The sequence below is a fragment of the Nocardia terpenica genome (genome assembly GCF_013186535.1).
Taxonomy (GTDB): Bacteria; Actinomycetota; Actinomycetes; order Mycobacteriales; family Mycobacteriaceae; genus Nocardia; species Nocardia terpenica.
This window is the reverse complement of the sequence record NZ_JABMCZ010000003.1, coordinates 329,317-352,952: the sequence shown is the minus strand read 5'-3', so window position 1 is coordinate 352,952 and position 23,636 is coordinate 329,317. Positions and strand designations below refer to the sequence as shown.

Annotated in this window: 26 protein-coding genes; 13 read left to right on the top strand and 13 right to left on the bottom strand. The window is 69.1% G+C overall.

Going from position 1 to position 23,636, the window contains the following annotated elements; all coding sequences use genetic code 11:
* Positions 1-86: 86 nt before the first annotated feature.
* The 5 genes from HPY32_RS23085 to HPY32_RS23065 form a co-directional block, all read right to left on the bottom strand.
* Entirely contained in the window at positions 87-1,106 is a 1,020-nt protein-coding gene (locus tag HPY32_RS23085; protein ID WP_067594597.1) for an alpha/beta fold hydrolase, read from the bottom strand.
* 141 nt (positions 1,107-1,247) lie between these two features.
* The gene (locus tag HPY32_RS23080; RefSeq protein ID WP_067596251.1) at positions 1,248-1,544 is read right to left on the bottom strand and encodes a DUF2516 family protein; all 297 of its coding nucleotides are present in this window, start codon (positions 1,542-1,544) and stop codon (positions 1,248-1,250) included.
* A gap of 235 nt (positions 1,545-1,779) precedes the next feature.
* The gene (locus tag HPY32_RS23075; RefSeq protein ID WP_067594600.1) at positions 1,780-2,445 is read right to left on the bottom strand and encodes a heparin-binding hemagglutinin; all 666 of its coding nucleotides are present in this window, start codon (positions 2,443-2,445) and stop codon (positions 1,780-1,782) included.
* Positions 2,442-2,891, bottom strand: a complete 450-nt coding sequence (locus HPY32_RS23070) for a helix-turn-helix domain-containing protein (RefSeq protein ID WP_067594603.1) — start codon at positions 2,889-2,891, stop codon at positions 2,442-2,444. The genes HPY32_RS23075 and HPY32_RS23070 overlap by 4 nt, the downstream gene beginning before the upstream one ends.
* A 94-nt stretch (positions 2,892-2,985) precedes the next feature.
* The gene (locus tag HPY32_RS23065; protein ID WP_082871761.1) at positions 2,986-4,383 is read right to left on the bottom strand and encodes a DUF445 domain-containing protein; all 1,398 of its coding nucleotides are present in this window, start codon (positions 4,381-4,383) and stop codon (positions 2,986-2,988) included.
* A gap of 137 nt (positions 4,384-4,520) precedes the next feature.
* Here HPY32_RS23065 and HPY32_RS23060 point away from each other — a divergent pair, with 137 nt between their 5' ends.
* The 10 genes from HPY32_RS23060 (at position 4,521) to HPY32_RS23015 (ending at position 13,221) form a co-directional block, all read left to right on the top strand.
* Positions 4,521-5,252 carry a TetR/AcrR family transcriptional regulator gene (locus HPY32_RS23060; protein WP_067596253.1) on the top strand — a complete coding sequence of 244 codons (732 nt, stop codon included), beginning with the start codon at positions 4,521-4,523 and terminating at the stop codon, positions 5,250-5,252.
* 302 nt (positions 5,253-5,554) lie between these two features.
* The gene (locus tag HPY32_RS23055; protein ID WP_067596254.1) at positions 5,555-6,991 is read left to right on the top strand and encodes an ABC1 kinase family protein; all 1,437 of its coding nucleotides are present in this window, start codon (positions 5,555-5,557) and stop codon (positions 6,989-6,991) included.
* A 13-nt stretch (positions 6,992-7,004) separates the two neighbouring features.
* Positions 7,005-8,276: a saccharopine dehydrogenase family protein gene (locus tag HPY32_RS23050; RefSeq protein ID WP_067594606.1), complete on the top strand. Its 1,272-nt coding sequence runs from the start codon at positions 7,005-7,007 to the stop codon at positions 8,274-8,276.
* Positions 8,273-8,923: a class I SAM-dependent methyltransferase gene (locus HPY32_RS23045; protein WP_067594609.1), complete on the top strand. Its 651-nt coding sequence runs from the start codon at positions 8,273-8,275 to the stop codon at positions 8,921-8,923. The genes HPY32_RS23050 and HPY32_RS23045 overlap by 4 nt, the downstream gene beginning before the upstream one ends.
* A 69-nt stretch (positions 8,924-8,992) precedes the next feature.
* Positions 8,993-9,406 carry a hypothetical protein gene (locus HPY32_RS23040; RefSeq protein ID WP_156674730.1) on the top strand — a complete coding sequence of 138 codons (414 nt, stop codon included), beginning with the start codon at positions 8,993-8,995 and terminating at the stop codon, positions 9,404-9,406.
* Positions 9,396-9,968: a hypothetical protein gene (locus HPY32_RS23035; protein ID WP_067594615.1), complete on the top strand. Its 573-nt coding sequence runs from the start codon at positions 9,396-9,398 to the stop codon at positions 9,966-9,968. Before HPY32_RS23040 ends, HPY32_RS23035 begins: the two co-directional genes overlap by 11 nt.
* Positions 9,969-10,051: 83 nt before the next feature.
* The gene (locus HPY32_RS23030; protein WP_324194621.1) at positions 10,052-10,690 is read left to right on the top strand and encodes an ESX secretion-associated protein EspG; all 639 of its coding nucleotides are present in this window, start codon (positions 10,052-10,054) and stop codon (positions 10,688-10,690) included.
* A gap of 165 nt (positions 10,691-10,855) precedes the next feature.
* A complete protein-coding gene (locus tag HPY32_RS23025; protein ID WP_067594622.1) occupies positions 10,856-11,704 on the top strand; it encodes a polyphosphate kinase 2 family protein in 849 nt (282 codons plus the stop codon).
* 174 nt (positions 11,705-11,878) lie between these two features.
* Entirely contained in the window at positions 11,879-12,658 is a 780-nt protein-coding gene (locus tag HPY32_RS23020) for a DsbA family protein (protein WP_231951897.1), read from the top strand.
* Positions 12,655-13,221, top strand: a complete 567-nt coding sequence (locus HPY32_RS23015) for a vitamin K epoxide reductase family protein (protein ID WP_067594625.1) — start codon at positions 12,655-12,657, stop codon at positions 13,219-13,221. Before HPY32_RS23020 ends, HPY32_RS23015 begins: the two co-directional genes overlap by 4 nt.
* 97 nt (positions 13,222-13,318) lie before the next feature.
* Here the strand turns inward: HPY32_RS23015 and HPY32_RS23010 are convergent, their stop codons facing one another.
* Both HPY32_RS23010 and HPY32_RS23005 read right to left on the bottom strand, forming a co-directional pair.
* Positions 13,319-14,440 carry a S1C family serine protease gene (locus HPY32_RS23010; RefSeq protein WP_067596256.1) on the bottom strand — a complete coding sequence of 374 codons (1,122 nt, stop codon included), beginning with the start codon at positions 14,438-14,440 and terminating at the stop codon, positions 13,319-13,321.
* 125 nt (positions 14,441-14,565) lie between these two features.
* On the bottom strand, positions 14,566-15,300 hold the full coding sequence (locus HPY32_RS23005) for a ZIP family metal transporter (protein ID WP_067594628.1): 735 nt from the start codon (positions 15,298-15,300) through the stop codon (positions 14,566-14,568).
* A gap of 99 nt (positions 15,301-15,399) precedes the next feature.
* On the opposite strand from HPY32_RS23005, the gene HPY32_RS23000 reads away from it, so the two are divergent.
* Positions 15,400-16,452, top strand: a complete 1,053-nt coding sequence (locus tag HPY32_RS23000) for an NAD(P)-dependent alcohol dehydrogenase (RefSeq protein ID WP_067594631.1) — start codon at positions 15,400-15,402, stop codon at positions 16,450-16,452.
* Here the strand turns inward: HPY32_RS23000 and HPY32_RS22995 are convergent.
* Positions 16,419-16,565, bottom strand: a complete 147-nt coding sequence (locus HPY32_RS22995) for a hypothetical protein (protein WP_156674731.1) — start codon at positions 16,563-16,565, stop codon at positions 16,419-16,421. The genes HPY32_RS23000 and HPY32_RS22995 overlap by 34 nt on opposite strands.
* Positions 16,562-17,905: a phthiocerol/phthiodiolone dimycocerosyl transferase family protein gene (locus HPY32_RS22990; RefSeq protein WP_067594633.1), complete on the bottom strand. Its 1,344-nt coding sequence runs from the start codon at positions 17,903-17,905 to the stop codon at positions 16,562-16,564. The genes HPY32_RS22995 and HPY32_RS22990 overlap by 4 nt, the downstream gene beginning before the upstream one ends.
* 114 nt (positions 17,906-18,019) lie before the next feature.
* Here HPY32_RS22990 and HPY32_RS22985 point away from each other — a divergent pair, with 114 nt between their 5' ends.
* Positions 18,020-18,577 carry a TetR/AcrR family transcriptional regulator gene (locus HPY32_RS22985; protein WP_067594636.1) on the top strand — a complete coding sequence of 186 codons (558 nt, stop codon included), beginning with the start codon at positions 18,020-18,022 and terminating at the stop codon, positions 18,575-18,577.
* Between the two features lie 81 nt (positions 18,578-18,658).
* The gene (locus tag HPY32_RS22980) at positions 18,659-19,078 is read left to right on the top strand and encodes a hypothetical protein (protein ID WP_067594639.1); all 420 of its coding nucleotides are present in this window, start codon (positions 18,659-18,661) and stop codon (positions 19,076-19,078) included.
* A 19-nt stretch (positions 19,079-19,097) separates the two neighbouring features.
* Here the strand turns inward: HPY32_RS22980 and HPY32_RS46840 are convergent, their stop codons facing one another.
* The 4 genes from HPY32_RS46840 to HPY32_RS22960 form a co-directional block, all read right to left on the bottom strand.
* Complete coding sequence (locus tag HPY32_RS46840; protein ID WP_067594643.1) at positions 19,098-19,382, bottom strand: lipase family protein; 285 nt, start codon at positions 19,380-19,382, stop codon at positions 19,098-19,100.
* A 70-nt stretch (positions 19,383-19,452) separates the two neighbouring features.
* A complete protein-coding gene (locus tag HPY32_RS22970; protein ID WP_067594646.1) occupies positions 19,453-19,650 on the bottom strand; it encodes an antitoxin in 198 nt (65 codons plus the stop codon).
* Positions 19,651-19,707: 57 nt separating this feature from the next.
* Complete coding sequence (metE, locus tag HPY32_RS22965) at positions 19,708-22,017, bottom strand: 5-methyltetrahydropteroyltriglutamate--homocysteine S-methyltransferase (RefSeq protein WP_067594650.1); 2,310 nt, start codon at positions 22,015-22,017, stop codon at positions 19,708-19,710.
* A 512-nt stretch (positions 22,018-22,529) separates the two neighbouring features.
* The gene (locus tag HPY32_RS22960) at positions 22,530-23,405 is read right to left on the bottom strand and encodes a 3-hydroxybutyryl-CoA dehydrogenase (protein WP_067594653.1); all 876 of its coding nucleotides are present in this window, start codon (positions 23,403-23,405) and stop codon (positions 22,530-22,532) included.
* Positions 23,406-23,636: the final 231 nt, after the last annotated feature.

Genomic DNA, 23,636 nt, shown 5'->3' with positions numbered 1-23,636 from the left:
GACCATTCGATTCCCACCGGGCCTCCCCCCACTGATGTGTGTTATCTGCAACACATATCGGTCGCCGAACCTTCCCCGCAACACACCTACGCGCTGGCCACCCGGGCCGGGTACGCGGTCGCCAGCACCCGGTCCAGCTCGGCGTTGAACTGCTGGTATGCCTCCACATTGCCCAGGTGTCCGGTGGGCAGCACCGACATCCGGACCGGAGTGCCGACGCCGCGCAGCATCTCGACGAGGCGCTCGGCGTGCCGGACCGGGGTCATGCGGTCGACCGAGCCCGCGATGACGGTGGTCGGCGCGGTCAGATGGGTGACCGCGTCGCCCAGGGCGAGTTCGGCGAGCAGGATGCCGAACGCGCCCCGCACCCGCGCCGGGCACGAGCGCACGATGTTCAGCCCGAACGCGGCGATGTCACCGGTCGCCGCCAGGCTCATGACGGTGCGGCGGAAGATCCAGGTCACCGGCCAGACCGGCGGTATGAGCAACGGCGAGCCCAGCGCGCGGCGGCCGATTCGGTACGGCAGCCGCAGCGGCCCGCGATTGAGCAGCGGGACGACGGTGGTCTCGGCGATCAGGTTCCCGGCGGCGGTATTGGTCAGCACCACCGCGGCCGCGCGCCGCGCCGCCTCCCCGGGGTGACGGCCCGCCCACGCCTGAATCGTCATGCCGCCCATGCTGTGTCCGACCAGCACGGCCCGTTGGCCCGGCCGCAGCGTGGCGGCGAGCACGGCGGACAGATCGTCGGCGAGCAGGTCGGGGTTCGGCGGCAGGCCGCCCGGGTCGCTGTCGCCGTGCCCGCGCTGGTCGTAGGCGATCACGCGATAGTCGCCGGCGAAGGCGTTGATCTGGGGGTTCCAGTACTCGATGCAACACGACCAGCCGTGCACCAGCACGACGGCATCGGCGTCGGCGGGGCCGTACGCGTGCACCCGCAGCCGCGCCCCGTCGGGGGTGACGACCGGCACCACCTCGGCGGGCAGGACCGGCGCGTCGAGCGCCGCGGTCTCGTACACCCGGGTGCGCAGTCCGGCGCGATGCGCGCGGAGCAGGCCGCGAATCCGGTCCGCGAGGCCCGCCAGGGGGGTTGGCAGCGTTGCCGGCATGAACCACTCCTTTGTGTGTTACCAATCGATACGGTAACTCCACTCCGGGTGTGCTTGCTAGTGCAAGCAGCAAAAGAACCCGCCGACCGGCACGACACGCGTGCGCGGGCGACGGGTTCCCTGTGCGCCTGGGAAGGCTTTCTACCAGCGCGGACCGCGCTGGACCTCGTCCACCTTGGGACGCACATCGGCCAGGTACACGCCGGTGGCGACCACCGAGGCAATGCCGAGCAGGCCGACCGGCGTGCCCACCAGCAACAGGAAGGCCAGCGCCACACCGAGAATCGTCACCCAGATGGGCTTGCTCAGCTTGTCGACCGCGGTGAAGGCGTCGGGCCGCTGCCGGATGGCGTGGACCAGCGCAAAGATGGTCGCGCCCAGCGCGGCCAGTCGTAGAACGAGCAGGATTGCACCAGTCACGGAATACACGCCATCCATCATAGAAGGACCGCTCCGCTGCGGCGTGTGAGCGAGCGGGCGGTCCCGGCCAAAAGCACGCCGGGACCAGGATCGGTGGACGCCGGGACCAGGATCGGTGGACGCCGGGACCAGGATCGGTGGACGCCGGGACCACGAGTGGACGCCGGGACCAGGATCGGTGGACACCGGGGCCAGGACGAGTGGACGCCGGGACCAGGATCCGTGGACGCCGGGGCCGGGTTGGGCGCGGCGATTACTTCTTGGTGGCGGTGGTGGTCTTTCGCGCCGGGGCCTTCTTGGCGGGGGTGGTCTTCTTGGCCGGGGTGGTTTTCTTGGCGGCCTCGTCGGTCGGCGGGGTGACCTCGTCGGTTACCTGGACGACCTCGGCCTCGATGGCCGACTCGGCCTCCTCGGCGGTTTCGGCGGCCTTGCCCAGCAGGCCGCCGACCTGATCGGAGACCTTGCCGAAGACGTCTTCGGCGCGGCTGACCACGTCGTTGTAGAGGCCCTCGACCCGCTCGATCCGGCCCTCGAAGCCCGGGGTGGTGCGCAGCCGCTCGACGGTCTGCTCGCCGCGCTCGGCCAGCTCGGAGTACAGGTCGAGCAGCTGGTGGAAGTACTGGTCGGCGACCCGGCGCACCTCCTCGGGGGTGAGCTTCTCGCGCAGCTCGGCGACGTCGTCCGGCAGCTCCGCGGGCAGGCCGGACAGTCGCTGGCGCAGCGACTCCAGCTGCTCCTGAACATCGGCGGGGAGGTTGGCGAGACGCTCGCGCGCCTCCTCCACCCGGCCGGTCACATCGGCGGTCGCCGCGCGCTCGCGGACCTTGTCGACGAGGTCGTTGACGGCGGCATAGAGCGCGTCACCCGCCCCGACGGTCGCGTAGAGCGGCTTGGTCACGGTGACGTTGGGTTCGGTCATGTCTGGTTCTCCTGGCGTGGCGGAGTTTCGGTGGTGTCGCGCGGAACCTCGTTGTCCCCGATCTCGTTCCCGGTGTTCTCCCGGCGGAACGATTCGTAGATGTCCAGCAGCACCTGCTTCTGCCGTTCGGTGATTCCGGTGTCGGCCAGCAGGGCGTCCCGGACCGGGCTGTGCGGCCTCTGCTCGAGGTAGCCGGCCCGCATGTACAAGACCTCCGAGGAGACCCGCAGACCCTTGGCGATCTGCGCGAGTACCTCGGCGGACGGGTTGCGCAACCCGCGCTCGATCTGGCTGAGATACGGATTGCTCACCCCCGCCAGCTGGGCGAGCTGGCGCAGTGAGACCTGCGCGGCCTCGCGCTGCGCTCGGATGAAGCTCCCGATGTCGTGCGCCGCGTTGGCTACGCGGCCCGCCCGATCCTCGGAAACCTCGGGTTCTGGTCCCATCACTCACCTTCCGGCGGTTGTACGGTTGATTCTAAAACGAGGTGCTAACTCTTGCAAGCACTCTGCTAGCACTGGTTCGGCGAACATTCCGCGGCTATGCCGACCAGCCGGGGAACAACAAATGTGACACGGCGTAGATCGCCAGTCCGGCCAGCGATCCCACGACCGTTCCGTTGATCCGGATGAATTGCAGATCGCGCCCGGCCTGCAATTCGATCTTGCGACTCGCCTCGTCGGCATCCCATCGGGCAACCGTATCGCTGATCAGTGCCGCGATCTCGGAACCGTAGTTCGCGACCAGATAACGAACCCCGCGTTCGGTCCAGCCGTCCACCCGGCCGCGCAGTTCCGGTTCCTCGGCCAAGCGCTGCCCGAGTTGCTGCACATTTTCGGTGATCTTGCGGCGCAGCGTGCTGTTCGGATCGTCGGCCGATTCCAGAATCATCCGCTTGGCCACCCGCCAGGTTGCCCGGGCCATGCCGGTGATCTCCTCGCGGCCCATGATCTCGGCCTTGACCCGTTCCGCCTTCGCGATCATGGCCTCGTCGTGTTGGAGATCGTTCGCGAAATCCTCGCAGAACCGGGTGGCCGCCAGCCGCACCTCGTGATCGGGTTGCGAACGAATTTTCCAGGTGAATTCCACCAGCTCCCGATAAATACGCTCGGACAGCAGCACATTGACGAATTTCGGCGACCACGTCGGCGCGTCGCGCATGACGATCCGGTCGATCGTCTCCTGGCTGCCCAGCGCCCACTGGTGCGCGCGCTCGGCCAGCAGATCCAGCAGCGGCGCCTGCCGATTCTCGGCCAGCAGCTCCGACAGCACCCGCCCGATCGGCGGCCCCCACTGCGGCTCGGCGATGCGCTTGACGATGGTGTGGTCGATCACCTGCTCGACGTCCTCGTCGCGCAGCGCGCCGATCACCGCCCGCAGGATCGTCGAGGTCTCCTGCGAGACCCGCTCGGCGTGCTGGGCGTCGGCCATCCAACGCCCCAGCCGCAGCGAGATCTGCGCCGAATTCACCTTGGCCGCAACGGTATCCGGCGACAGGAAATTGGTGCGCACGAAATCGCCGAGGCTCTCGCCCAGCTGGTCCTTCTTCTTGCGGATGATCGCGGTGTGCGGAATCGGCAGGCCGAGCGGATGCCGGAACAGCGCCGTCACCGCGAACCAGTCGGCCAGCGCGCCCACCATGCCCGCCTCCGAGGCGGCGCGCACGTAGCCGACCCATCCCCCGCCCCAGCCCCGCGACCCCACCCAGCAGCAGAGCAGATAGACGATCGTGGCCGCCACCAGGAACCCGACGGCCACGGCCTTCATCCTGCGCAGATCGCGTCGCTTGCCGGTCTCGTCCATGAGCGCGGCGAAGGACGAGGGTTCGGGTGCCGGTGGTTTGCGCGGCGGCCCGCCTGTGTTGTTACCCACTCCGCGACCGGATTCGCGGGCCGGGCTCGAATCGGCCAGGGTGGGGGCACCCGCAGATTGCTCCATATTTCCATTCTGCGTGGTCGCTCGGTATCCGCCCGATATGCCACGACCCGCTAGGGGCCGCGACCCGAACACGGGCCATCCGCGTTGCCGAGGATTTAAGCTGGAGAGGCCCGTACCCCCGCATTGAGGAGTTCATCCTGTCCACCGAAGATCTCGTCGAGGCCGGCGAACGAGCCACCCGATCGGCTCCCGCGCGCGCGAGCAGAGTGGACGGCCGCAAGCGACGCTGGCACCAGCACAAGATCGACCGGCGCGAGGAGCTGGTGGACGGCACCCTCGCCGCCATCCGTAAGCGCGGCGGCGATGTCGGCATGGACGAGATCGCGGCCGAGATCGGTGTCTCCAAGACCGTCCTGTACCGGTACTTCTCGGACAAGAGCGACCTCACCCGCGCCACCATGGAGCGGTTCATCGAAACCACCCTGATGCCGCGCATCTACGAGGCCATCAGCGACGACCTCGACGAATACCAGCTGGTGCGCAACACGCTCGCCGCGTACGTGCACACCGTCGACGCCGATACCGACGTCTACCGGTTCATCATGGGCAACGGCGCCACCACCGACAAGTCCACCCTGGCCGACTTCGAGAAGTTGTTCGCCGACGTGGTCGCGGCGGTGCTGCGCGACAAGGCATTCGACCGCGGCATCGAGACCGACGGCATCCTGCTCTACGCCTACGTCCTGGTGGGCGGCGTGCAGCTGGCCACCGACTGGTGGATCACCAACCGCGCCATGTCCGCCGACACCATGCTCGACCACCTCACCATGATGGCGTGGAGTGCCATCGAGGGCATGGTCCGCGCGGGCGGCTCGCCCGAGAAGTTCAACGCCCTCCCGCACCAGCTCCCCGCGTCCACCGAGTCGTAATCGCCGTTTCCGGCGTGCTTTCGGCGGAAGGGGGTCCCGGCCAAAAGCATGCCGGGACCGAGTAAGACCGCATGCCGGGACCGAGTAAGGCGCACGCCGGGGCGGCGTGGGCGCATGCCCTTGACCGCAACTCCCATGATCGGCGAGCCTGTTAGAGAACAAACTGGCCGACAGATTTCGCGCGTACATGGGTAACTCGCCGGGTACTCCCGGAACTCAGCCACCTGCACGACGCAGGACCTGTGACCACCCGCGCGGCACCCGACCTGTATGGCAGAAAACGCGGAGAGGCGGAACAGCACTTGCCCAAGGAGTTGCCTACGTCTCGGATTGCCCGGGGCACGAAGCTCGGCGTGGCCGTGGCGGGCAACGTCATTCGCGCGCAGCGCACCCGGCGCTCGATGCGGGGGCGCTCCGAGGCGGTGCGGGCGCGGATGGCCGAGGAGTCGATGATCCGCGCCACCGAGCAGATGGTCATGGTGCTGGGCACCATGAAGGGCGTCGCCATGAAGCTCGGCCAGATGCTGTCGGTGCTCGACCTGGATCTCGTTCCGCCCGAACACCGTGAGCGCTTCCAGCGCCGGCTGGCCGTGCTGCGCGACAGCGCCCCCGAGGTCTCCTTCGAGACCATGTGCGCGGTGATCGAGGAGGATTTCGGCCACCCGCTCGAGAAGGTGTTCGCCGAATTCGAGCCGGAACCCATCGCCGCCGCCTCCATCGGCCAGGTGTATCGGGCCCGCCTGCACGACGGCCGCCGGGTCGCGGTGAAGGTGCAGTACCCGGGCATCGACGCGGCCGTGCGCGCGGATCTGAAGAACCTGGCCATGTTCCGGCGCGTGCTACAGACCGCGATGCCGTGGGTCACCCCGGCCGTGCTCGACGAGCTGCGGCTGAATCTGGAGAGCGAACTCGACTACGTCGCCGAGGCGAGGACCCAGCGCGAGATCGCCGACCTGTACGCCGACCACCCGTTCATCGTGGTGCCCACGACCATGCCCGAGCTGTCCAGCACCCGGGTCCTTGTCAGCGAGTACTTTCCCGGCCGCGGCTTCGAGGAGATCCGGCAGCTGCCCGCCGCGCAGCGCAACCGCATCGGCGAGATCATCTACCGCTTCTACGTCGGATCGCTGTTCACCTTCAACGAGTTCTGCGGCGACCCGCATCCGGGCAATCTGCTGCTCGGCGACGACGGCCGGGTGGCCTTCCTGGACTTCGGACTTTTCAACCGGATGGATCCCGAGCACGTGCGGTTCGAGCTGGTCTGCATCCGGGCGGCCTGCGAGGAACGCGCGGAGGACCTGCGGCAGTTGATGATCGACCACGGCGTCATCGAAACCCCGGAGGAGATCACGCCCGAGGACTGTCTGGAATACGTGCTGGCCGCGTGCGAGTGGGCGCTGATCGATCAGGACCTGACCATTACGCCCGAGTTGGCCAGCGGCGCCTTCGTGCTCGCCGTCGACCCGCGGGCGGGCGAGTACGCGGGCATGAAACAGCAGAATCTGCCGCCGGAGCATCTGTTCTCCCGGCGGGCGGACTTCCTCACCTTCGGCGTGCTCGGCCAATTGGAGGCGACCGCGAACTGGCATCGCATCGCCCGCGAATGGCTCTACGGCGACCCGCCGGTCACCGAACTGGGCAAGGCCCACCATGCCTGGCTGGCCCAGCGCCCCACCCCACCCAAGCGCTCGGCCACCCGCAAGAAGCCGACCTCCGGAAAACGTCGCGGCAAGGCGTAATTCACCCGATCAGATGGGAAATGCAGTGGCAGACAGGGAATTCGATGTCGTGCTGTTCGGAGCGACCGGTTTCGTCGGCAGGCTGACCGCCGAATATCTGGCGGGCGCGGCGCCGGACGGCGCCCGCATCGCCCTGGCCGGTCGCTCCCCGGAGAAACTGACCGCGGTCCGCGACGAGCTGGGCCCCGCGGCGGCGAATTGGCCGCTGCTGGTGGCGGATTCGTCGGATCAGGCGGCGCTGGACGGGCTCGCGGCGCGCACCCGGGTGGTCGTCACCACCGTCGGCCCGTACCTGCGCTACGGCCTGCCGCTGGTGCAGGCGTGCGCGCGGGCGGGCACCCACTACGCCGACCTGACCGGCGAGGCGCTGTTCGTCCGCGAGAGCATCGACCGCTACCACGACCAGGCCCTGGCGTCCGGCGCGAAGATCGTGAATTCCTGTGGCTACGACTCGATTCCGTCGGATCTGAGCGTGTATCAGCTGTATCGGCGCACGCTCGCCGACAACACCGGCGAGCTGACCGACACCACGCTGGTGGCCTGGCTCAAGGGCGGCGCCAGCGGCGGCACCATCGACTCCGGCCGGGCCATGATGGAGGCCGTCGCCGCCGATCCGGCCAAGGCGTCGGTGCTGTCGCATCCGTATTCGCTGAGCCCGGACCGGTCGATGGATCCGGACGTGGGCCGCCAGACCGATCAGGCGCTGCAGCGCGCGTCCGCGATCGATCCCAGCCTGGACGGCTGGGTGGCCACGTTCGTGATGGCCGCCCACAACACCAAGATCGTGCGGCGCAGCAACGGCCTGCTGGGCTGGGTGTACGGCAAGAACTTCCGCTACCGCGAGGTGATGAGCGCCGGGAAGTCCCCCGCCGCGCCGCTGGTGGCGGCCGGGATCGCGGGCGGCATCGCGGCGACGATGGTGGCGGGCGCGCTGCTGTCGCGGGTACGGGCGGGCCGCCGCCTGCTGGACCGGATGCTGCCCAAGCCGGGCACCGGTCCGAGCGAGAACAGCAGGCGCAGTGGCTGGTTCACGATGAAGACGTTCGCGCACACCACCTCCGGCGCGAAGTATGTGTGCACCTTCGCCGGGCAGGGCGATCCGGGGTATCAGGCCACCTCGGTCATGCTCGGCGAATCCGGCCTGTGCCTGGCCTTCGACGAGCTGCCGGAGCTGGCGGGCATTCTCACCCCGGCCGCGGCCATGGGCGACGCGCTCACCGCGCGGCTGCGCCGGGCGGGCCTGACCGTCGCGGTGGACCGCATCGACGGGCGGTCGGACGGGTGAATCTGGCGCGCCGCACGATGAATCACCCGGCGTTCGCGCCGGTGTACGAGCGCGCGTGGCGCCCGGCGTCGTTCTTCCTCGCCACCGGGCGCACCATGCGGGCCGACCGCCGCGACGCCGCGCGCACCCTGCGGCTGTCCGACGCTCGCACGGTGCTCGACATCGCCTGCGGCCCCGGCAATTTCACGCACTACCTGAGCGAGCGGCTGCCCCCGGGCGGCTACGCGATCGGCCTGGACTTCTCACAGCCGATGCTGCGGCAGGCCCGGGCCGACAACGCCGGTCCCCGCGCCGGGTACGTCCGCGGCGACGCCCGCCGACTGCCGTTCCCCGACCGGAGCTTCGACGCGGTGTGCTGCTTCGGCGCCCTGTACCTGATCCCCGAGCCCATGGTCGCGGCCCGCGAGCTGATCCGGGTGCTGGCCCCCGGCGGCCGCATCGCCCTCAGCACCAGCCACCGCACCCCCACCCTCCTCGGCGCGGTGAGCACCCTGGTCGGCGCGGCGGGCGGCCTGCGCCTGTTCGACATCGACGCCTTCCCGGCCCTGTTCGCCGCCTCCGGGCTGATCGAAATCGAGCAGGAGGTCCACGGGCTCCTGCAGTATGTGAGCGCCACCCGCCCGATGGCCCGGCCCACCGGGGAATGAATGGCGAGCCCGGGGAGCGGGGCTCGGGTAAGGTCCGGGGCGACAATGCGAGCGGAAGGGGAATCCCTGGTGACCACGCCGGACGTCGGGCAGCAGGCCGTGCGCCGATTGTTTTCCGCCGCAATGGATTCCGGTGGGGCAGAGGGACTCGCCGAGGAGGCGGCGCGGGGGCTGGTGGATGCCTGTGATCGGCTGGTCGCGGATCTGGCGCGGGCCTGGGAGGTCGAGCCGCCGGTGACCTCGGTCGGCGGATTCCCGAATCTGCCGTCCGGGCAGGCGCTCACGCGCGGCTTCGCCGACAAGGGCCGGGAACTACACGACATCCTCGCCGGATTCCAGCAGACCGCACACATGCTGCAGGCCGCCTACCTGGCGGCGGGCAAGCGCTACGACGAGGCCGAGGCGACCGCCCGCGCCGTCCTGGATATGGCACCGGAATCGGTTGCCCCGCAACCTACTTCGGGTAATCGAGATGGCGGCTGAGCGCGGGGCCGCGGAGCCGTCGCTCGTGCCCGATCGCGAGGTGTTCGGCGCCTACACCCACGAGGAGATCTGGGAGCTCGTCCGCGAGACCCTCGACCCCGCCGCGCTGGGGGCGGCCGCCGAATCCTGGCGGCGGCACGCCGAACTGATCGACCGGGCGTTTCGCGCCTTCGCCGCGAACACCGAGGCCGAGCTCGCGCACTGGACCGGCCCGGTCGCCGACCAGACCCGCCGGGTCACCCGCGACTTCGTCGCCCGCGGCCTGGCGGCGGCCGCCACCTGCGCCGCGCTGCATCGCCTGATGGCCTCGAATGCCGAAGCGGCCCAATCGATTCGGGGCGCGCTGCTGCCGCCCCCGGCACCCTACCGGCCGCTGCCGGACCCGGCCGCCGAGGCCGTGCACGGCGGCCGCCGCCGGATGGAACACGACCTCGAGGCGGCGGCGGCGCTGGCCGACGCCCGCGACGTGATGACCTACGTCTACAACGCCACCCTGCCCGCCTCCGGCGACCGCGTGCCGCGATTCGCCCCGGCGCCCGAATCTGGTGGGGGTCGTCGGTAGTGCAGTGGGTGCTCACCCCGGACGAATTCAGTCACGTCTGGGCCACCGAAACCGGTTTGGATCGGCGTCCTTACCCCGTAAACATGATTCCCGCGGCCACCGCCCGCACCGAATCCGAGGTCGCCGCACTGGGTTTGCGCCAGCGCTTCCGGCACAACACCGATCCGCACCTGACCGCCGCGCTGCTGCTGTGCGCGCGGGTGGACGCCACCACCATCACCGTCTCCGGCGAGCGGTCCGCGCCCGATCCCACGGTCCCCGGCCCGGACCGCATCCTCGCCTTCGCCGCGGTGCAGCAGAACCACGCCGGGATCCTGGTCGCGCGGCCGGACGCGGTGGTGGTGACGGTCTGTCACGCGCGCGGTGTGGGCGAACGGCTGGTGGACGCGATCGGTTCGGCCCCGGCCGGGCGGCAGGGCGCGATGCGCGAACCGCAGGAGGCCGTGCTGAACTCCGAGAACCGGCCCCCGCCGACGAGCGACGGCCCGCGCGGCGCGGCCCGCTTCCGCCGCAAACTGCGCCAGCCGGTCGACTCGCGCGGCTTCATCACCATCACCATCGCCCCCGACGGCCCGATGCCCCCGCCCACCCGGCACCGCACCTGGCTCGACTTCGCGGGCGACGGCCGCTACCTGCTCACCACGGCCGCCGACCTGATCCTCACGCCGGTCGACGACGCGGATTTCGCCGCGAGCTTCCTTGCCCTTTCGGGGATCCACTGAGATCCCGGCCAAAAGCACGCCGGGAACAACACGGAGACAGCACGCCGGGAACAACACGAGACGCCGTCATCCCGGCATGCTGCCCCCGTGATCCCGGCATGCTCTTGGCCGGGACACACCCGCGAAAACACCCGCGACACGCCGTTCGCGGCCATACTGCGAATCATGCCCAAATCTCCCTGGTCCACACCCGCACCGAAAGCACTGCGCGCCGACGGCGTCGATGTCGCCAAGATCGATACCTCGGCCACGCCCGGGTTCAAGGGCGACAAGAAGGTTGGCGAGGCGCTGCTGGCGGAGCGCCGCGAGGTGCTGTCGGACCTGCAGGAGAAGCTGTACGCCAACGGCCGGTCCGGGGATCCGCGCAGCGTGCTGCTGGTGCTGCAGGGGATGGACACCGCCGGGAAGGGCGGCATCGTGCGGCACGTGATCGGGTCGGTCGATCCGCAGGGCGTCGACCACGCCGCCTTCGGGGTGCCCACCGCGGAGGAGCGGCGGCACCACTATCTGTGGCGCATCCGCCGAAAGCTGCCGCGCGGCGGCCAGATCGGCGTCTTCGACCGCTCGCACTACGAGGACGTGCTGGTGGTGCGCGTGCACGATCTGGTGCCGCCCGCGGTGTGGGAGAAGCGCTACGACGAGATCAACAAGTTCGAGGCCAAACTCGTCGATGCCGGAACCACGCTGGTCAAGGTGGCCATGTTCGTCTCGCTGGAGGAGCAGAAGCGGCGGCTGGCCGCGCGGCTGGACCGCCCCGACAAGTACTGGAAGTTCAACCCGGGCGATATCGACGAGCGCGCCTTCTGGCCCGCCTACCACGACGCCTATCAGGCCATGCTGGACCGCACCTGCACCGACCACGCCCCCTGGCACACCGTGCCCTCGGACCGGAAGTGGTTCTCCCGCCTGGCCGTCACCGAACTGCTCATCGACGCCCTGCAGAACCTGAAATTGGACTGGCCCGCACCGCAATTCGATGTGGACGAACAGAAGCGCCGCCTGAGCCGGGCCTGAGGTCCCCGAACTAGGGGTCCGAGGTGGCGGGAATGCGCCGTCGACCGGAATCTCGAGGAGTTCTCAGGTTGACTGGCGATTATGTGGCTGGGCACACCGCCCCGCCGAGTCGGGCGCCGGCCCGTACGATCGGGGCGGCACAGACGGGTGTCCGCACGAATCAAGGAAGGCGTGGTGAACTCGAAGGTGGGCAACAATCCACGGGGGAAGAGCGCGCTGGCCTCGGTGCAGCGCGGGGATCGCAGGCGCACGATCGCGATTCAGATCGGCGTGGCGGTCGTCCTGATCGCACTCATCGCGGGCATCGGAATCAGCATCGCGATCAAGAACGCGAAGAAGAACGATGTCGGACCGCGGCCGTCGGTCACCGCCCAGCCCGCCTCACCGGATGCGATCACCGGCTCGATCACCGACAAGGGCGCGATCCGGATCGGCAAGCCCGGCGCCAAGGCGACCGTCCGCGTCATCGCCGACCTGCAGTGCCCGGCCTGCCAGGCATTCGAGGCCGCCAACGGGCAGATGCTCACCGACGAGGTGAAGTCCGGTAAGGCCGCGGTGGAGTACAACGTCATCGCGTTCCTGGACGCCAGCTCCGGCGGCACCAAGTACTCCTCGCGCGGCGCGAACGCGGCCTACTGCGTGGCCGACGCCGACCCGACCAAGTTCCAGGACTGGCTGACCGCGATGTACAAGCAGCAGCCGCCCGAGGGTGGTAAGGGCCTGCCCGACGACAAGATCGTGCAGATCACCCAGCAGGTCGGCTACACCGATCCCGCTGTCGCACAGTGCATCACCGCCGACAAGTACGACGGGTACGTCCAGAAGATCACCAAGGACGTGCTGAACAGCGGCATCCAGCAGACGCCGACGGTGTTCCTGAACGGTAAGCAGCTCTCGGGTCAGCAGCTGATGCCCGACGCGCTGAAGCAGTCGATCGAGGCCGCCGCGAAGTGATTGCCGCACCCGTACGTTCCGCGTGGATCCTGCTGATCGCGGGTCTCGCGGGCTGGATCGCCTCGGTCACCCTGACCGTCGAGCGGTTCAAGCTGTTCATGAATCCGGACTACAAGCCGTCGTGCAGCATCAATCCGGTGCTGGCGTGCGGATCGGTGATGTCGACGCATCAGGCGGCCATCTTCGGCTTCCCGAATCCGCTCATCGGCGTGGTCGGGTTCTCCGTGGCGGTCACCATCGCGGTGCTCGCCGTGGCGGGTTCGGGCTTCCCGCAATGGTTCTGGGGCGGCCTGTGGCTGGGTCTGGTGCTCGGCATCGGATTCATCTGCTGGCTGATCTTCCAGAGCCTGTACCGGATCAACGCGCTGTGCCCGTACTGCATGGTGGTCTGGACCATCACCCCGATCATGCTGGCCGTGGTCACCGACCAACTGTTCGGCCGCGCGACCGGCCCGCTGCGCGTCATCGTGGAATGGCGCTGGACCTTCGTGGTGCTGTTCTACGCGGTGGTGCTGCTGCTGGTGTTCCTGCGGTTCCAGAGCTATTGGTTGTCGCTGTTCTGAGTTCCCGGCCAAAAGCACGCCGGGAACAGGGAAGGCCGACGCGGGAACAGGGAAGGCCGACGCCGGGAATAGGGAAGGCCGACCGCAGGGCCGCAGGCTAATTCGGCGGTCCCGCGGCGAGCACGATCGCGACCACCCGGTGTGAACCGTTGGGGCCGAGCACATCCACGTGCACCGTGTCGTCGGGCTTGCGCGAATTCAGGGACGCCTTCAGCGACTGGGCCGAGGTGACCGCGCGGCCGTCGACGGCGGTGATCACCTCGCCCTGGGTGAGCCCGGCGGCATAGGCGGGCTGGCCGTACACGGCGACGTCGACGCGGGCGCCGGTGGGGGTGGCGTCGGAGGTGAGCACGCCGAGCGTCGCGGTGGGACCGATGTGCACGGTGTCGGTGGGGGTGCCGGATCGGATCGTGCGCACCACGTCCATGGCCGTATCGATCGGCACCGCGTAGCCGCTGGCCCGCCCGGCGGCCTTGGCCACCTCCCCCGAGGCCGCGGTGACCACCCCGACCACCGACCCGTACCGATCCACCAGCGCCCCGCCGGACTGCCCGGACACCACCGGCGCGGCGATCTCGACCATGCCGGTCAGCGGCTTGCGGCTCAGATCGGCATTGTCGCGGGCCACGATCGAACTGCTCAGCGACGTGACCGTGCCGGGCGTCGCGGTCGGCGAGCCGGTGCCCCCGGCATTGCCGATGGCCAGCACCGAGTCGCCCAGCCGCAGCGGCGCCGAACTGCCGATGCGCGCCACCGGCAGCCGATCCGCCCCCGACAGCGACAGCAGCGCGATATCGGCCGACGAGTCGTAGCCGACCACCGCCGCGGAATACACCGTCCCGGTGCCGAGATCGCCGACGGTGATGCTGTCCGCCCCCTTGATCACGTGCTGGCTGGTGAGGATCTCCCCCTGGGCGGTGAGCACGATCCCGGTACCGGCGGCGCTCATTCCGACGGGCCGCAGCGCCACATTGATATTCACCAGCTCCGGTTCCACCGCCTTCGCGACCGCCGGGGCGTCCATCGGCGGCTGCGGCGGCCCGAGCAGGATCGCGGTGTTCTCCTCACCGTGGGAGGCCCACCCCGGTAACTCCCCCCGATACGCCAGATACACCCCGACCGCCGCGACGATCGCGATCAGGACGGCGACCACGCGCCCGCCCCGCCCCGAACGCCGGGCCGGGTCTGCCGAATCGTCGTATCGCAGCTCGTCGTGCATGGCCACTCCCGCCTCGTGCGCCCCGCTGGCTCCCGGCGATTGTGCTCTTATGTGTACCAAAGCAGGGGGCCGCGGCGCGTCGCTTCGCGCAATACCTGTGTACTCCCACCGGGTCCGACCGCTGCTCAGCGGTGGTTCAGGGCGGCGACGCCGAACATGAGGACCGCGCCCGCGACGGTGGCGAGCAGCACCGCGCGCGACGGCCTGCCCGCGTGCGCCTCGGGCAGGATGTCGGCCGTCGCCAGGTACAGCAGGAAGCCCGCGAAGTAGCCCAGATACAGCCCGGCCAGGTGGCGCGGGACGTGGATCAGGGTGCCGACGACCGCGCCGAGGACGGGCGCGAGCGCATCCAGCCACAGCAGCACCAGCGCCCGGCGCCGCGCGTTGCCGTACAGGGTGGGAATGGTGAAGGCGTTGAAGCCGTCCGCGAAGTCGTGGCAGATCACCGCGATCGCGACGGAGACGCCCAGCGACGACTCGGCCTGGAAGCCGATGCCGATGCTCAATCCGTCCAGCATGCTGTGGAAGATCAGGCCGCAGGCGGCGAGCAGGCCCAGCGACGAGAAATCGTGGGTGTGACTGCCGAATTCGCGCTCGTGCCCCACGTGCACCGCCATCTCCTGCTCGATGATGTGCACGGTGAAAAATCCCACAACCCCGGCGATCAATGCCCCCGGAACACCGGCCACCGTATACCGGGATTCCGCCAATGCGTCGGGCAGCAAATCGAAGGCCACCACCCCGAGCAGCACCCCCGCCGCCAGGCCCAGGACCAGCCGCTGACGGTCTCCGATGCGGGCCGCGACGAACCCGCCCAGCAGGGTCGAACACATCGATACCAGCGCCAGCGCGATCGCCATCGGTCCAGCATGTGGCACCGTCGAGCGGGGTCTGGACAAATCAGACCGGCGAGTTTTGCCGTTTTGCGTGGTCCCGGATGCGGGAGTAGCAATGACAGCATGAGCACTGCTGCCGCGTATTCCGTATCCGCCGCCGACGGCCGGTTCGAGAAGGTCACGATCGAACGCCGCGAACTCGGGGCACACGACGTTCTCATCGACATCAAGTACGCCGGTATCTGTCACTCCGACATCCACACCGCCCGCAACGAATGGCACGGCACCACCTACCCGTGCGTGCCCGGCCACGAGATCGCGGGCATCGTCGCCGCGGTCGGCTCCGCGGTCACCCGGCACAAGGTCGGCGACCGCGTCGGCGTCGGCTGCATGGTCGACTCCTGCGGCGAGTGCGCCGCCTGCGTGGCCGGGGAGCAGTCCTACTGCCTGCGCGGCGCGACCATGACCTACAACACCCCGGTGCCCGAGGCGTTCCAGCCCGGCGGCCACACCCTGGGCGGCTACTCCACGCAGGTCGTGGTGACCGAGAACTTCGTGCTGTCGATTCCGGAGGGCATCGCGCTCGATCAGGCCGCGCCGCTGCTGTGCGCGGGCATCACGCTGTATTCGCCGCTGCGGCACTGGAATACCGGCCCCGGCAAGCGGGTCGCGATCATCGGCATGGGCGGCCTCGGGCACGTGGGCGTGAAGCTCGCGCGCGCGATGGGCGCCGAGGTCACCGTGCTGAGCCAGTCGCTGCGCAAGAAGGACGACGGCCTGCGCCTGGGCGCGCAGCACTACTACGCCACCAGCGACGAGCAGACCTTCCGCGAACTGCGCGGCCGGTTCGACCTGATCATCAACACGGTCTCGGCCAACCTGCCGATCGAGGACTACATGCGGCTGCTGAACCTGGACGGCACCCTGGTCATTCTCGGCCTGCCCGATCGGCCGCTGGCCGTGCAGCCGTTCACGCTGGCCGCGTACCGGCGCTCGCTGGCCGGTTCCATGATCGGCGGCATCCCGCAGACCCAGGAGATGCTGAACTTCTGCGCCGAGCACGGCATCGGCGCCGAGGTCGAGGTCATCTCGGCCGACCGGATCGACGAGGCGTACGACCGCGCCGTCGCCAGCGACGTGCGCTACCGCTTCGTCATCGACGCCGCCACCATGTGATCGGATCCCCAGATCCGCTTGGCGGTGCCGAAGGGGAAGCGGTAGCGGCGCAATGTGATTCGCTCCGGGTCCGGTAGCACCAACCCGTCGTCGTAGAGCACACCACCGGTCATCTCCCCATTCCGGCGCCGCCCGGGTGTTGCCCCATCGATGCTGTGACGGGACGCATTCCGGGCGCGGTCAGGTCGGCGGCGCGAGCGGCGGTGCGGCGCAACCATTCCGAGAGGGCGCGGCGGAACTCGCCCATCTGCGCGGCGCTGCGGTCGGTGGTGTCGTATTCGACCTGGACCGTGAGGCGGCCGTCGTAGCTGAAGGCGGTCAGCTTGGCGGGCATGCCGGGGCCCAGGGCGGCGAGGTCGTCGCGGAGCACGCGCACGCCCGCGGGGGTCGGATGGGCCGGGATGCGGCCGATATTGGAGATGGCCAGGGTCGGGTGACCGGCCACCAGTGCGGCGGTCCGCGGGTCGCGGATGTAGCGGGCCGCCAGCGCCAGCCGGGCCGGATCGCGGCGGTCCAGGGCGGCGCGCACGTCGTCCTCGACGCGGCGGCCGAGGTCGACCGGATCGGCGATCTCGCTCACCGGCAGGCCCGTCCCCCACCCGGAGGCGCAGTTGAGCACCGTGTGGGCGGGCAGCGGCGGGTGCAGCGCGGCGCGCAGGTCGGCGGCGTATCCGCAGACCATGAACAGCGGTGCGGCCGTATCGAATCGGGAGCGCATCGCGACCAGGGCGCAGCCGCTCAGCAGGCTGTTCACCGACATTCCGGCCCGCTTGGCGACGGCGGCGAAGGCCGCGGATTCGGTGTCGCCCAACTCGATTCGCTCCGCGACGAACCGCTGCGGCGCACCGGGCCCGCCGTCGCGGGGCAGCATGGCCGGGGGCTCGCCGACCAGGCCGCGCATCCGGTCCAGCAGATCGGCGCACTCGGCCTCCGAAATCGTCTGCGCCAGAACGTCATCGATGGCCTCCGGCAGCGAGTGCGCGGCGGCGACCGGCAGCGCGGTCCCCTGCGCGTGCGCGGTGTAGCGCCGCCACATCTCGTCCAGCACGGCGACGGACGAACGGCCGTCGGCGATGCCGTGATGCAGCACGAGCACGATCCGGCTCCGGTCGCCGTCGCGCAGCAGCCGCGCGGCGAAAAGCCCACCGCGCCAATCCTGTTCCGCGTCGATCAGGCGTAGATACTCCGCGTCACCGCCGTCCACGACGGTCAGCGGCGGGCGGTAGCCGGGCACGTGCCGCAGCCGCGGCGGCTCGCCCTCGATGACCTCCGTGCCGAGCATCGGGTGGACGGCCGCGAGTTCGGCCAGCACCCGCCGCAGGATGTCGGCGTCGAGCTCGCCCTCGACGACGGAGCTCATCAGGATCGGCAGGCCGCCCGTCTGAATGGGGCCGATCTGGGCGGAGCGGAAGAAGCTCAGTTCGAAGGGGGAGATCGGGCGCTGCGTGATCATCGGGCACCTCTTTCACGGATCGGGATCACGACGCCGACCATACAAGCGTTTCAAACATTTGTCACAAACGTTCGTTTGAAACATGCGTCAGCCGGTCCTTGCTACCCTGCCGACGTGGGAACTCGTGAGGATCTCCTGACCGCGGCCAAGCAGTGCCTGGCCGATCGCGGCTACGCCCGGACCACCGTGCGCGATATCGTCGCCGCCTCCGGCAGCAACCTGGCCGCGATCAACTACCACTTCGGCACCCGCGACGCCCTGCTCAGCCAGGCCATGATCGAGTCGACCACCGACGCGGTGCAGCGCATCCTCGACGCCCTCGCCACCCGCACCGAGGGCGCCCCGGCCGAGCGGCTGGAGAGCTTCCTGCGGCGGCTGACCACCACCTTCACCGAGGACCGGGCGCTGTGGGCGGCCAATGTCGAAAGCCTCGCCCAGGCACTGCATTCCGGCGAGGTCCGCGCCGAGGTCGCCGCCAAACAGCGCGACGCCCGCCGATCGCTGGCCCGCATGCTGGTCCCGACCACCGACACCGCGGACGATGCCCTCGGCGCGGTGCTGCTGACGCTGCTGGACGGATTGCTGATCCAGTGGCTGCTCGATCCGGCGCAGGCTCCCACGGCGGAGCAGATCGTGGCCGGATTGCGCGGTATCGCAACGCTTGTGCGCTGAGCCCACCGGCCCCGGCCGGATCGACGACCGATAGCGTGTCGGCTACACGGCGTCCCGGCCGTGCGGGAGCAAAGGTGGGACATGTCCAATTCCGATGTGATCGCGACGGTGCTCGGTTACCCGGATGCGGGTGTCATGGCCGCGGAGCAGGGGCCGGGCACGGCGTATCGGCTGGCCTATCTGCTCGATGTCCCCGCCGAGGGCGTCGAGGCGCTGATGGTCCTCGACCGGCTGCTGGAATTGTTCCTCGCCGAGGACGGCGTGCCCGAGAGTTCCGATGTGCAGGGCCTGGTCGACCAGACCCACCGCATCGCGACCGGCGGCGTCCCGGTGGACGAGGACTTCCTCGGCGTCGTCGCGGAGGCCCTGGGTTGCGCCGACGACCCGGATCCCGCGCAGTCGATCTATCAGATCAATTCGCGGGTGGTCCGATTCCTGGCCAAGTCGGTCATGATCGCCCGCGGCGACACCGACCGATTCCTCGCCGACGCCGACGAATAGTCGGGTCGGGGTGAAAGTTTCAGGCTTCGCAGGTGATTCCCGGGGTCGACGGGTCGAGGGCTTGTTCGACTATGTGGATGACCAGTTCGGGCGCCAGCACGTCCCAGGTGTTCTGATTTCCCCAGGTGCCGTGCAGCAGCACGACGGGGCGCGGATGCTCCGCCGCCGGCGCGCATTGCCAATCATTCGCGCCGGGCGGCGAAACACTCCCGTCGGCGGGCCGAACCGAATCCGCCACGGCGAGACCCGATGCCATGAATGCCCAGGTGAAAACCGTTGTGAGTAGCGCAACGACCGAACGCACCGACCATCCCTTCCACGATGAAGAGAAGTAACGATCCGTTTGCCGATGCTAGAGCATGTCGGCGGCGACGCTACTTTTCGGTCTGCTCCCGCAGTGCCTTCTTCGCCGCCTCCTGCACCGCGTCCACTTGGCTCGCGAACTTGCCGTCGGTCTGCTGATCGACGAAATCGCCCGCCTTCTCGATCAGCGGATCGAGCTTGTCCGCATGCTGCCCGGCAAGCTCTTTCGCCTTGTCGGCCACATCTTTGAACTGGTCGAACATTCCCATGCCATGCTCTCCTGGATCTCGAAACGAGCGTCCAGTATCCATCAGGCGCCGCCGGGACTACCCCTCGGTCGCGCCCTCCGTGCGCCGCCGCACGCGGCGGGCCGCCGCGACCATGTTCCGCAGCGAGGGCTCCAACTGCCAGTAGTGGCGGGTCTTCAAACCACCATCGGGGTTGGCCCACAGTCGCTCCGGCGTGACGGCAGCCGCGGCCGCGGTGAGCAGGCCGTCGAGTTCGTCGATATCCGGGATGCGCGCCGAACGGCTCTCGTACACACCGGGACCCACGCCGTGGCTGAGGCCGTGGCCCTCCTGGGCGTCCTCCTGCAGGGCCTCGATCACCCATTCGATGGAGCGGCTGGCCACGATCGCCGTGACGTCGGCATCGAGTTCCTCGATCGCCTGCACGATCTCGGCGCGGCTGGAATACGCGATGTGCGTGTGGATCTGGGTCTCCGGCGAGACTCCCGAGGTGGCCAGCTTGAACGCGTTGACCGCCCACCGCAGGTACTCGTGGCGGCCGCTGGGCCGCAGCGGCAGCAGTTCACGCACGGCGGGCTCGTCGACCTGGATGATCGACACCCCGGCCTTCTCCAGATCGGCCAGTTCGTCGCGAACGGCCAGCGCCACCTGGTCGGCCGTCTCGTACAGCGGCTGGTCCTGCCGCACGAACGAGCGCGCCACCATGGTGACCGGGCCCGTCACAATGCCTTTCACCGGCTTGTCGGTCAGCGACTGCGCGTAGGTGGTCCACTCCACCGACATCGGCTTCGGCCGCGACACGTCGCCGTACAGGATCGGCGGCCGCGTGCACCGCGACCCGTACACCTGCACCCAGCCGAAGCGGGTGGTCGCGAAGCCGTCGAGCAGTTCGGCGAAATACTGCACCATGTCGTTGCGCTCGTGCTCGCCGTGCACCAGGACGTCCAGGCCGATGTCCTCCTGCAGGCGGACGGTCGCCTCGATCTCGGCCTCGATGCGCTTGCGGTACTCGTCGTAGGACAGTTTGCCCTCGCCGAGATCGTGGCGGGCCTGCCGGATCGACACCGTCTGCGGGAACGAGCCCAGCGTGGTGGCGGGCACCAGCGGCAGCGGCAGCTTGGCGCGCTGCGCCTCGCGCCGCACCTGGTAGGGTTCGCGCTCGCGCATCTGCGGCGTGACCGCGTAAACCCGTTGCCGCACCGCGTGTTTCTGCTTGAAGTGCACCTCGCGCGGGCGCTTGCGCCACTTGTCGGACGGCCCCTCGGTGAGCGCCTTGGCCAGCGAAACCACCTCGAGCACCTTCTGTTTCGCGAAGGCCAGGCGGTCGGCCACGTTCCCGTCGATGTCGTATTCGACCAGCAGGTCGTAGGGCACGTGCAACAGCGTGGTACCGGTCGACACCACCAGGTCCGGGCACACCTGGGCGAGCGCGTTCAGGTACTCGAGCGTGATGTAGCGGTCGGCCCGCCACACATTGGTGCCGCTGATCACGCCCGCGTACAGGCGCTTGCGCTTGATGCCCGGGATCGCGGCCAGCTCGTCGGGCTGCACCCGGTGGCTGGCCAGGTCGAGTCCGATCGCCTCCACCGCGGTGCCCGCCAGGATTCGCAGCGCCTCACCGAAATCGCCGTACTGGCCGGTGACCAGGATGCGCGGGCGCAGCGGCGCGGTCGAGAGCCGTTGGTAGGCACGCTCGAACGCGGCCAGCTCGGCCGGGGTGCGGTCGCTGGTGAAGCACGGCTCGTCCAGCTGCACACAGGTGGACCCGCGCTTGGCGAGGATCTCGAACAGCTCCTCGTACACCGGCAGCAGCTTGTCCAGCAGCGACAGCTGATCGAATTCGTCGGTGCCCGGCACCCGACCGGCCTTGGACAGCAGCAGCAGCGACAGCGGGCCCAGCACCACCGGCCGCTGCTCGATCCCGCGCGCCTTCGCCCGATCCCACTCGTCGAGCAGGGCCTCCGGGTGCAGCGAGAATTCGGTGTCGGCGTCGAGTTCCGGCTGCCGGTAGTGGTAGTTGGTGCCGAACAGGCGCACCAGCTCCAGCGGCGGCAGGTCCGGTCGGCCGCGCGCCATCAGGAAGTAGAAATCCAAGGGGTGCAAGCCTTCTCGATACGGCTCGAACCGCTTGGGCACCGCGCCGAACAGCAGCGCATTGTCGAGAATGTGATCGTAGAAGGAGAAGGTGTTCCCCGGAACCTGGGTCAGTCCGGTGGCCGCCAACTCGTTGAACTGGGTCTCCTGAATCTCCCGCCCGGCCGCGAGCAGCCGCTCCCGCGACAGGTTCCCGTGCCAGTACGCCTCGAGCGCACGCTTGAGTTCCCGATGCGGCCCGATCCTGGGATATCCGAGGACGCTCGACCCGAACCCGTCGGTGACATTGACCATGAGCGGAACTCCTTCCGAACTACGGGTTCAGCCAGACCCTGTGCGGCCTATGCCCGGTGCCATCGGCGCCATTGGACGCCGTCTGCCTGTTCCCCTTTTCACCGGGGCAGATATTTTGTTGTTTCGATCCCTGTCATCCGGCCCTGGGGGCCGGATGACAGGGAACAAGAAATCCTGGGGCCGGGAGCAAAAAGCCCTGGCGACGGGACGAATCCTGGAGCCGGAAGCAAGAAAGTCCAGGCGACGGAACGAACCCTGGAGCCGGAAGCAAGAAAGTCCAGGCGACGGAACGAATCCTGCAGCCGGGAGCAAGAAAGTCCGGGCGCCGGGACAAGTCCTGCGACCGGGAACGGGAAAGTCCCGGGCGGGACGAGTCCCGGGGCCGGGGACGAGAGAATCCTTGCGACCGGGCACTGCATTTCCTGTTCCCGTTGTCATTTCCTGTTCCCGTTGTGGGGATTTCATGTTCCCCGTCGTTCGGCCCCCTAGGGCCGGGCGACGGGGATCCCACATCAGCGCTTGTTCTCGTACTGGTAGAAGCCCGCGCCCGTCTTCTTTCCCAGCAATCCCGCCTCGACCATGCGCATCAGCAGGGGCGGGGCCGAGTACAGGGGCTCCTTGAATTCCTCGTACATGGAGTCCGCGATGGACTTCACGGTGTCCAGGCCGACCAGGTCGGTCAGTGCCAGCGGGCCCATCGGGTGGGCGCAGCCGAGCACCATGGCCTTGTCGACGTCTTCCTTTGTCGCGAAACCGGATTCGACCATCCGGATGGCCGACAGCAGGTACGGCACCAGCAGCGCGTTGACCACGAAGCCGGAGCGGTCGGCCGAGCGCACGACCTGCTTGCCCAGCACCTCGGAGGCGAACTGCTCGGCGCGCTGGGAGACCGCCTCGCTGGTCTTGAGCGTGGTCACCAGCTCGACCAGCGGCAGCACCGGCACCGGGTTGAAGAAGTGCATGCCCACCACCCGCTCCGGGTTGGCGGTGGAGACGGCGACCTTCATGATCGGGATCGAGGAGGTGTTGGACGCCAGCACCGCATCGGGATCGGTGACGACCTTGTCGAGCTCGGCGAAGATCCGCGTCTTGACCTCTTCGCTCTCGACGACGGCCTCCACCACCAGCTGACGGTCGGCGAAGTCGCCCAGATCGGAGGTGAACCGCAGGCGCCAGGCGGCCTGCTCGCGCTCCCGCTCGGTGATCTTGCCGCTGGACACGCCGCGATCCAGCGACCGCAGGATGCGGGCGCGACCGGCGGCGGCCAACTCCCGGGTGGGTTCGAACACGAGCACGTCCACATGCGCCCGGGCACACACCTCCGCGATCCCGGCGCCCATCTGTCCGGCGCCGATAACACCGACGCGTTGAATCTTTTCGCTGCTCACGTCCCGCTCCTGCTGTTGTCTCGGCTGTCGGTGGCTTGTGTCCATTGTCGGCGTGCGGGCCCGATCGGTGTCCGGCGCCTTCGACGGGAAACGTTATAGGGATGCCCTCCCCGCCGGGGCTGTTCAGCGGGAAGGGCCGGCGGAAGCCGGGATCCAGGTGTGCGGCTGGATCCCGGCCCGCCCGCCGTCCCCCGGCCGGAGCCGGGGTGACGGGCCGCCGCCCGCAGGCGG

Bases quoted from the DNA above. Each gene is read 5' to 3' on its own strand.
- HPY32_RS23085 (WP_067594597.1), bottom strand. From the start codon at position 1,106: ATGCCGGCAACGCTGCCAACCCCCCTGGCGGGCCTCGCGGACCGGATT.
- HPY32_RS23080 (WP_067596251.1), bottom strand. From the start codon at position 1,544: ATGGATGGCGTGTATTCCGTGACTGGTGCAATCCTGCTCGTTCTACGA.
- HPY32_RS23075 (WP_067594600.1), bottom strand. From the start codon at position 2,445: ATGACCGAACCCAACGTCACCGTGACCAAGCCGCTCTACGCGACCGTC.
- HPY32_RS23070 (WP_067594603.1), bottom strand. From the start codon at position 2,891: ATGGGACCAGAACCCGAGGTTTCCGAGGATCGGGCGGGCCGCGTAGCC.
- HPY32_RS23065 (WP_082871761.1), bottom strand. From the start codon at position 4,383: ATGGAGCAATCTGCGGGTGCCCCCACCCTGGCCGATTCGAGCCCGGCC.
- HPY32_RS23050 (WP_067594606.1), top strand. From the start codon at position 7,005: ATGGGAAATGCAGTGGCAGACAGGGAATTCGATGTCGTGCTGTTCGGA.
- HPY32_RS23035 (WP_067594615.1), top strand. From the start codon at position 9,396: ATGGCGGCTGAGCGCGGGGCCGCGGAGCCGTCGCTCGTGCCCGATCGC.
- HPY32_RS23030 (WP_324194621.1), top strand. From the start codon at position 10,052: ATGATTCCCGCGGCCACCGCCCGCACCGAATCCGAGGTCGCCGCACTG.
- HPY32_RS23025 (WP_067594622.1), top strand. From the start codon at position 10,856: ATGCCCAAATCTCCCTGGTCCACACCCGCACCGAAAGCACTGCGCGCC.
- HPY32_RS23010 (WP_067596256.1), bottom strand. From the start codon at position 14,440: ATGCACGACGAGCTGCGATACGACGATTCGGCAGACCCGGCCCGGCGT.
- HPY32_RS23005 (WP_067594628.1), bottom strand. From the start codon at position 15,300: ATGGCGATCGCGCTGGCGCTGGTATCGATGTGTTCGACCCTGCTGGGC.
- HPY32_RS23000 (WP_067594631.1), top strand. From the start codon at position 15,400: ATGAGCACTGCTGCCGCGTATTCCGTATCCGCCGCCGACGGCCGGTTC.
- HPY32_RS22995 (WP_156674731.1), bottom strand. From the start codon at position 16,565: ATGACCGGTGGTGTGCTCTACGACGACGGGTTGGTGCTACCGGACCCG.
- HPY32_RS22990 (WP_067594633.1), bottom strand. From the start codon at position 17,905: ATGATCACGCAGCGCCCGATCTCCCCCTTCGAACTGAGCTTCTTCCGC.
- HPY32_RS22980 (WP_067594639.1), top strand. From the start codon at position 18,659: ATGTCCAATTCCGATGTGATCGCGACGGTGCTCGGTTACCCGGATGCG.
- HPY32_RS22970 (WP_067594646.1), bottom strand. From the start codon at position 19,650: ATGGGAATGTTCGACCAGTTCAAAGATGTGGCCGACAAGGCGAAAGAG.
- metE (WP_067594650.1), bottom strand. From the start codon at position 22,017: ATGGTCAATGTCACCGACGGGTTCGGGTCGAGCGTCCTCGGATATCCC.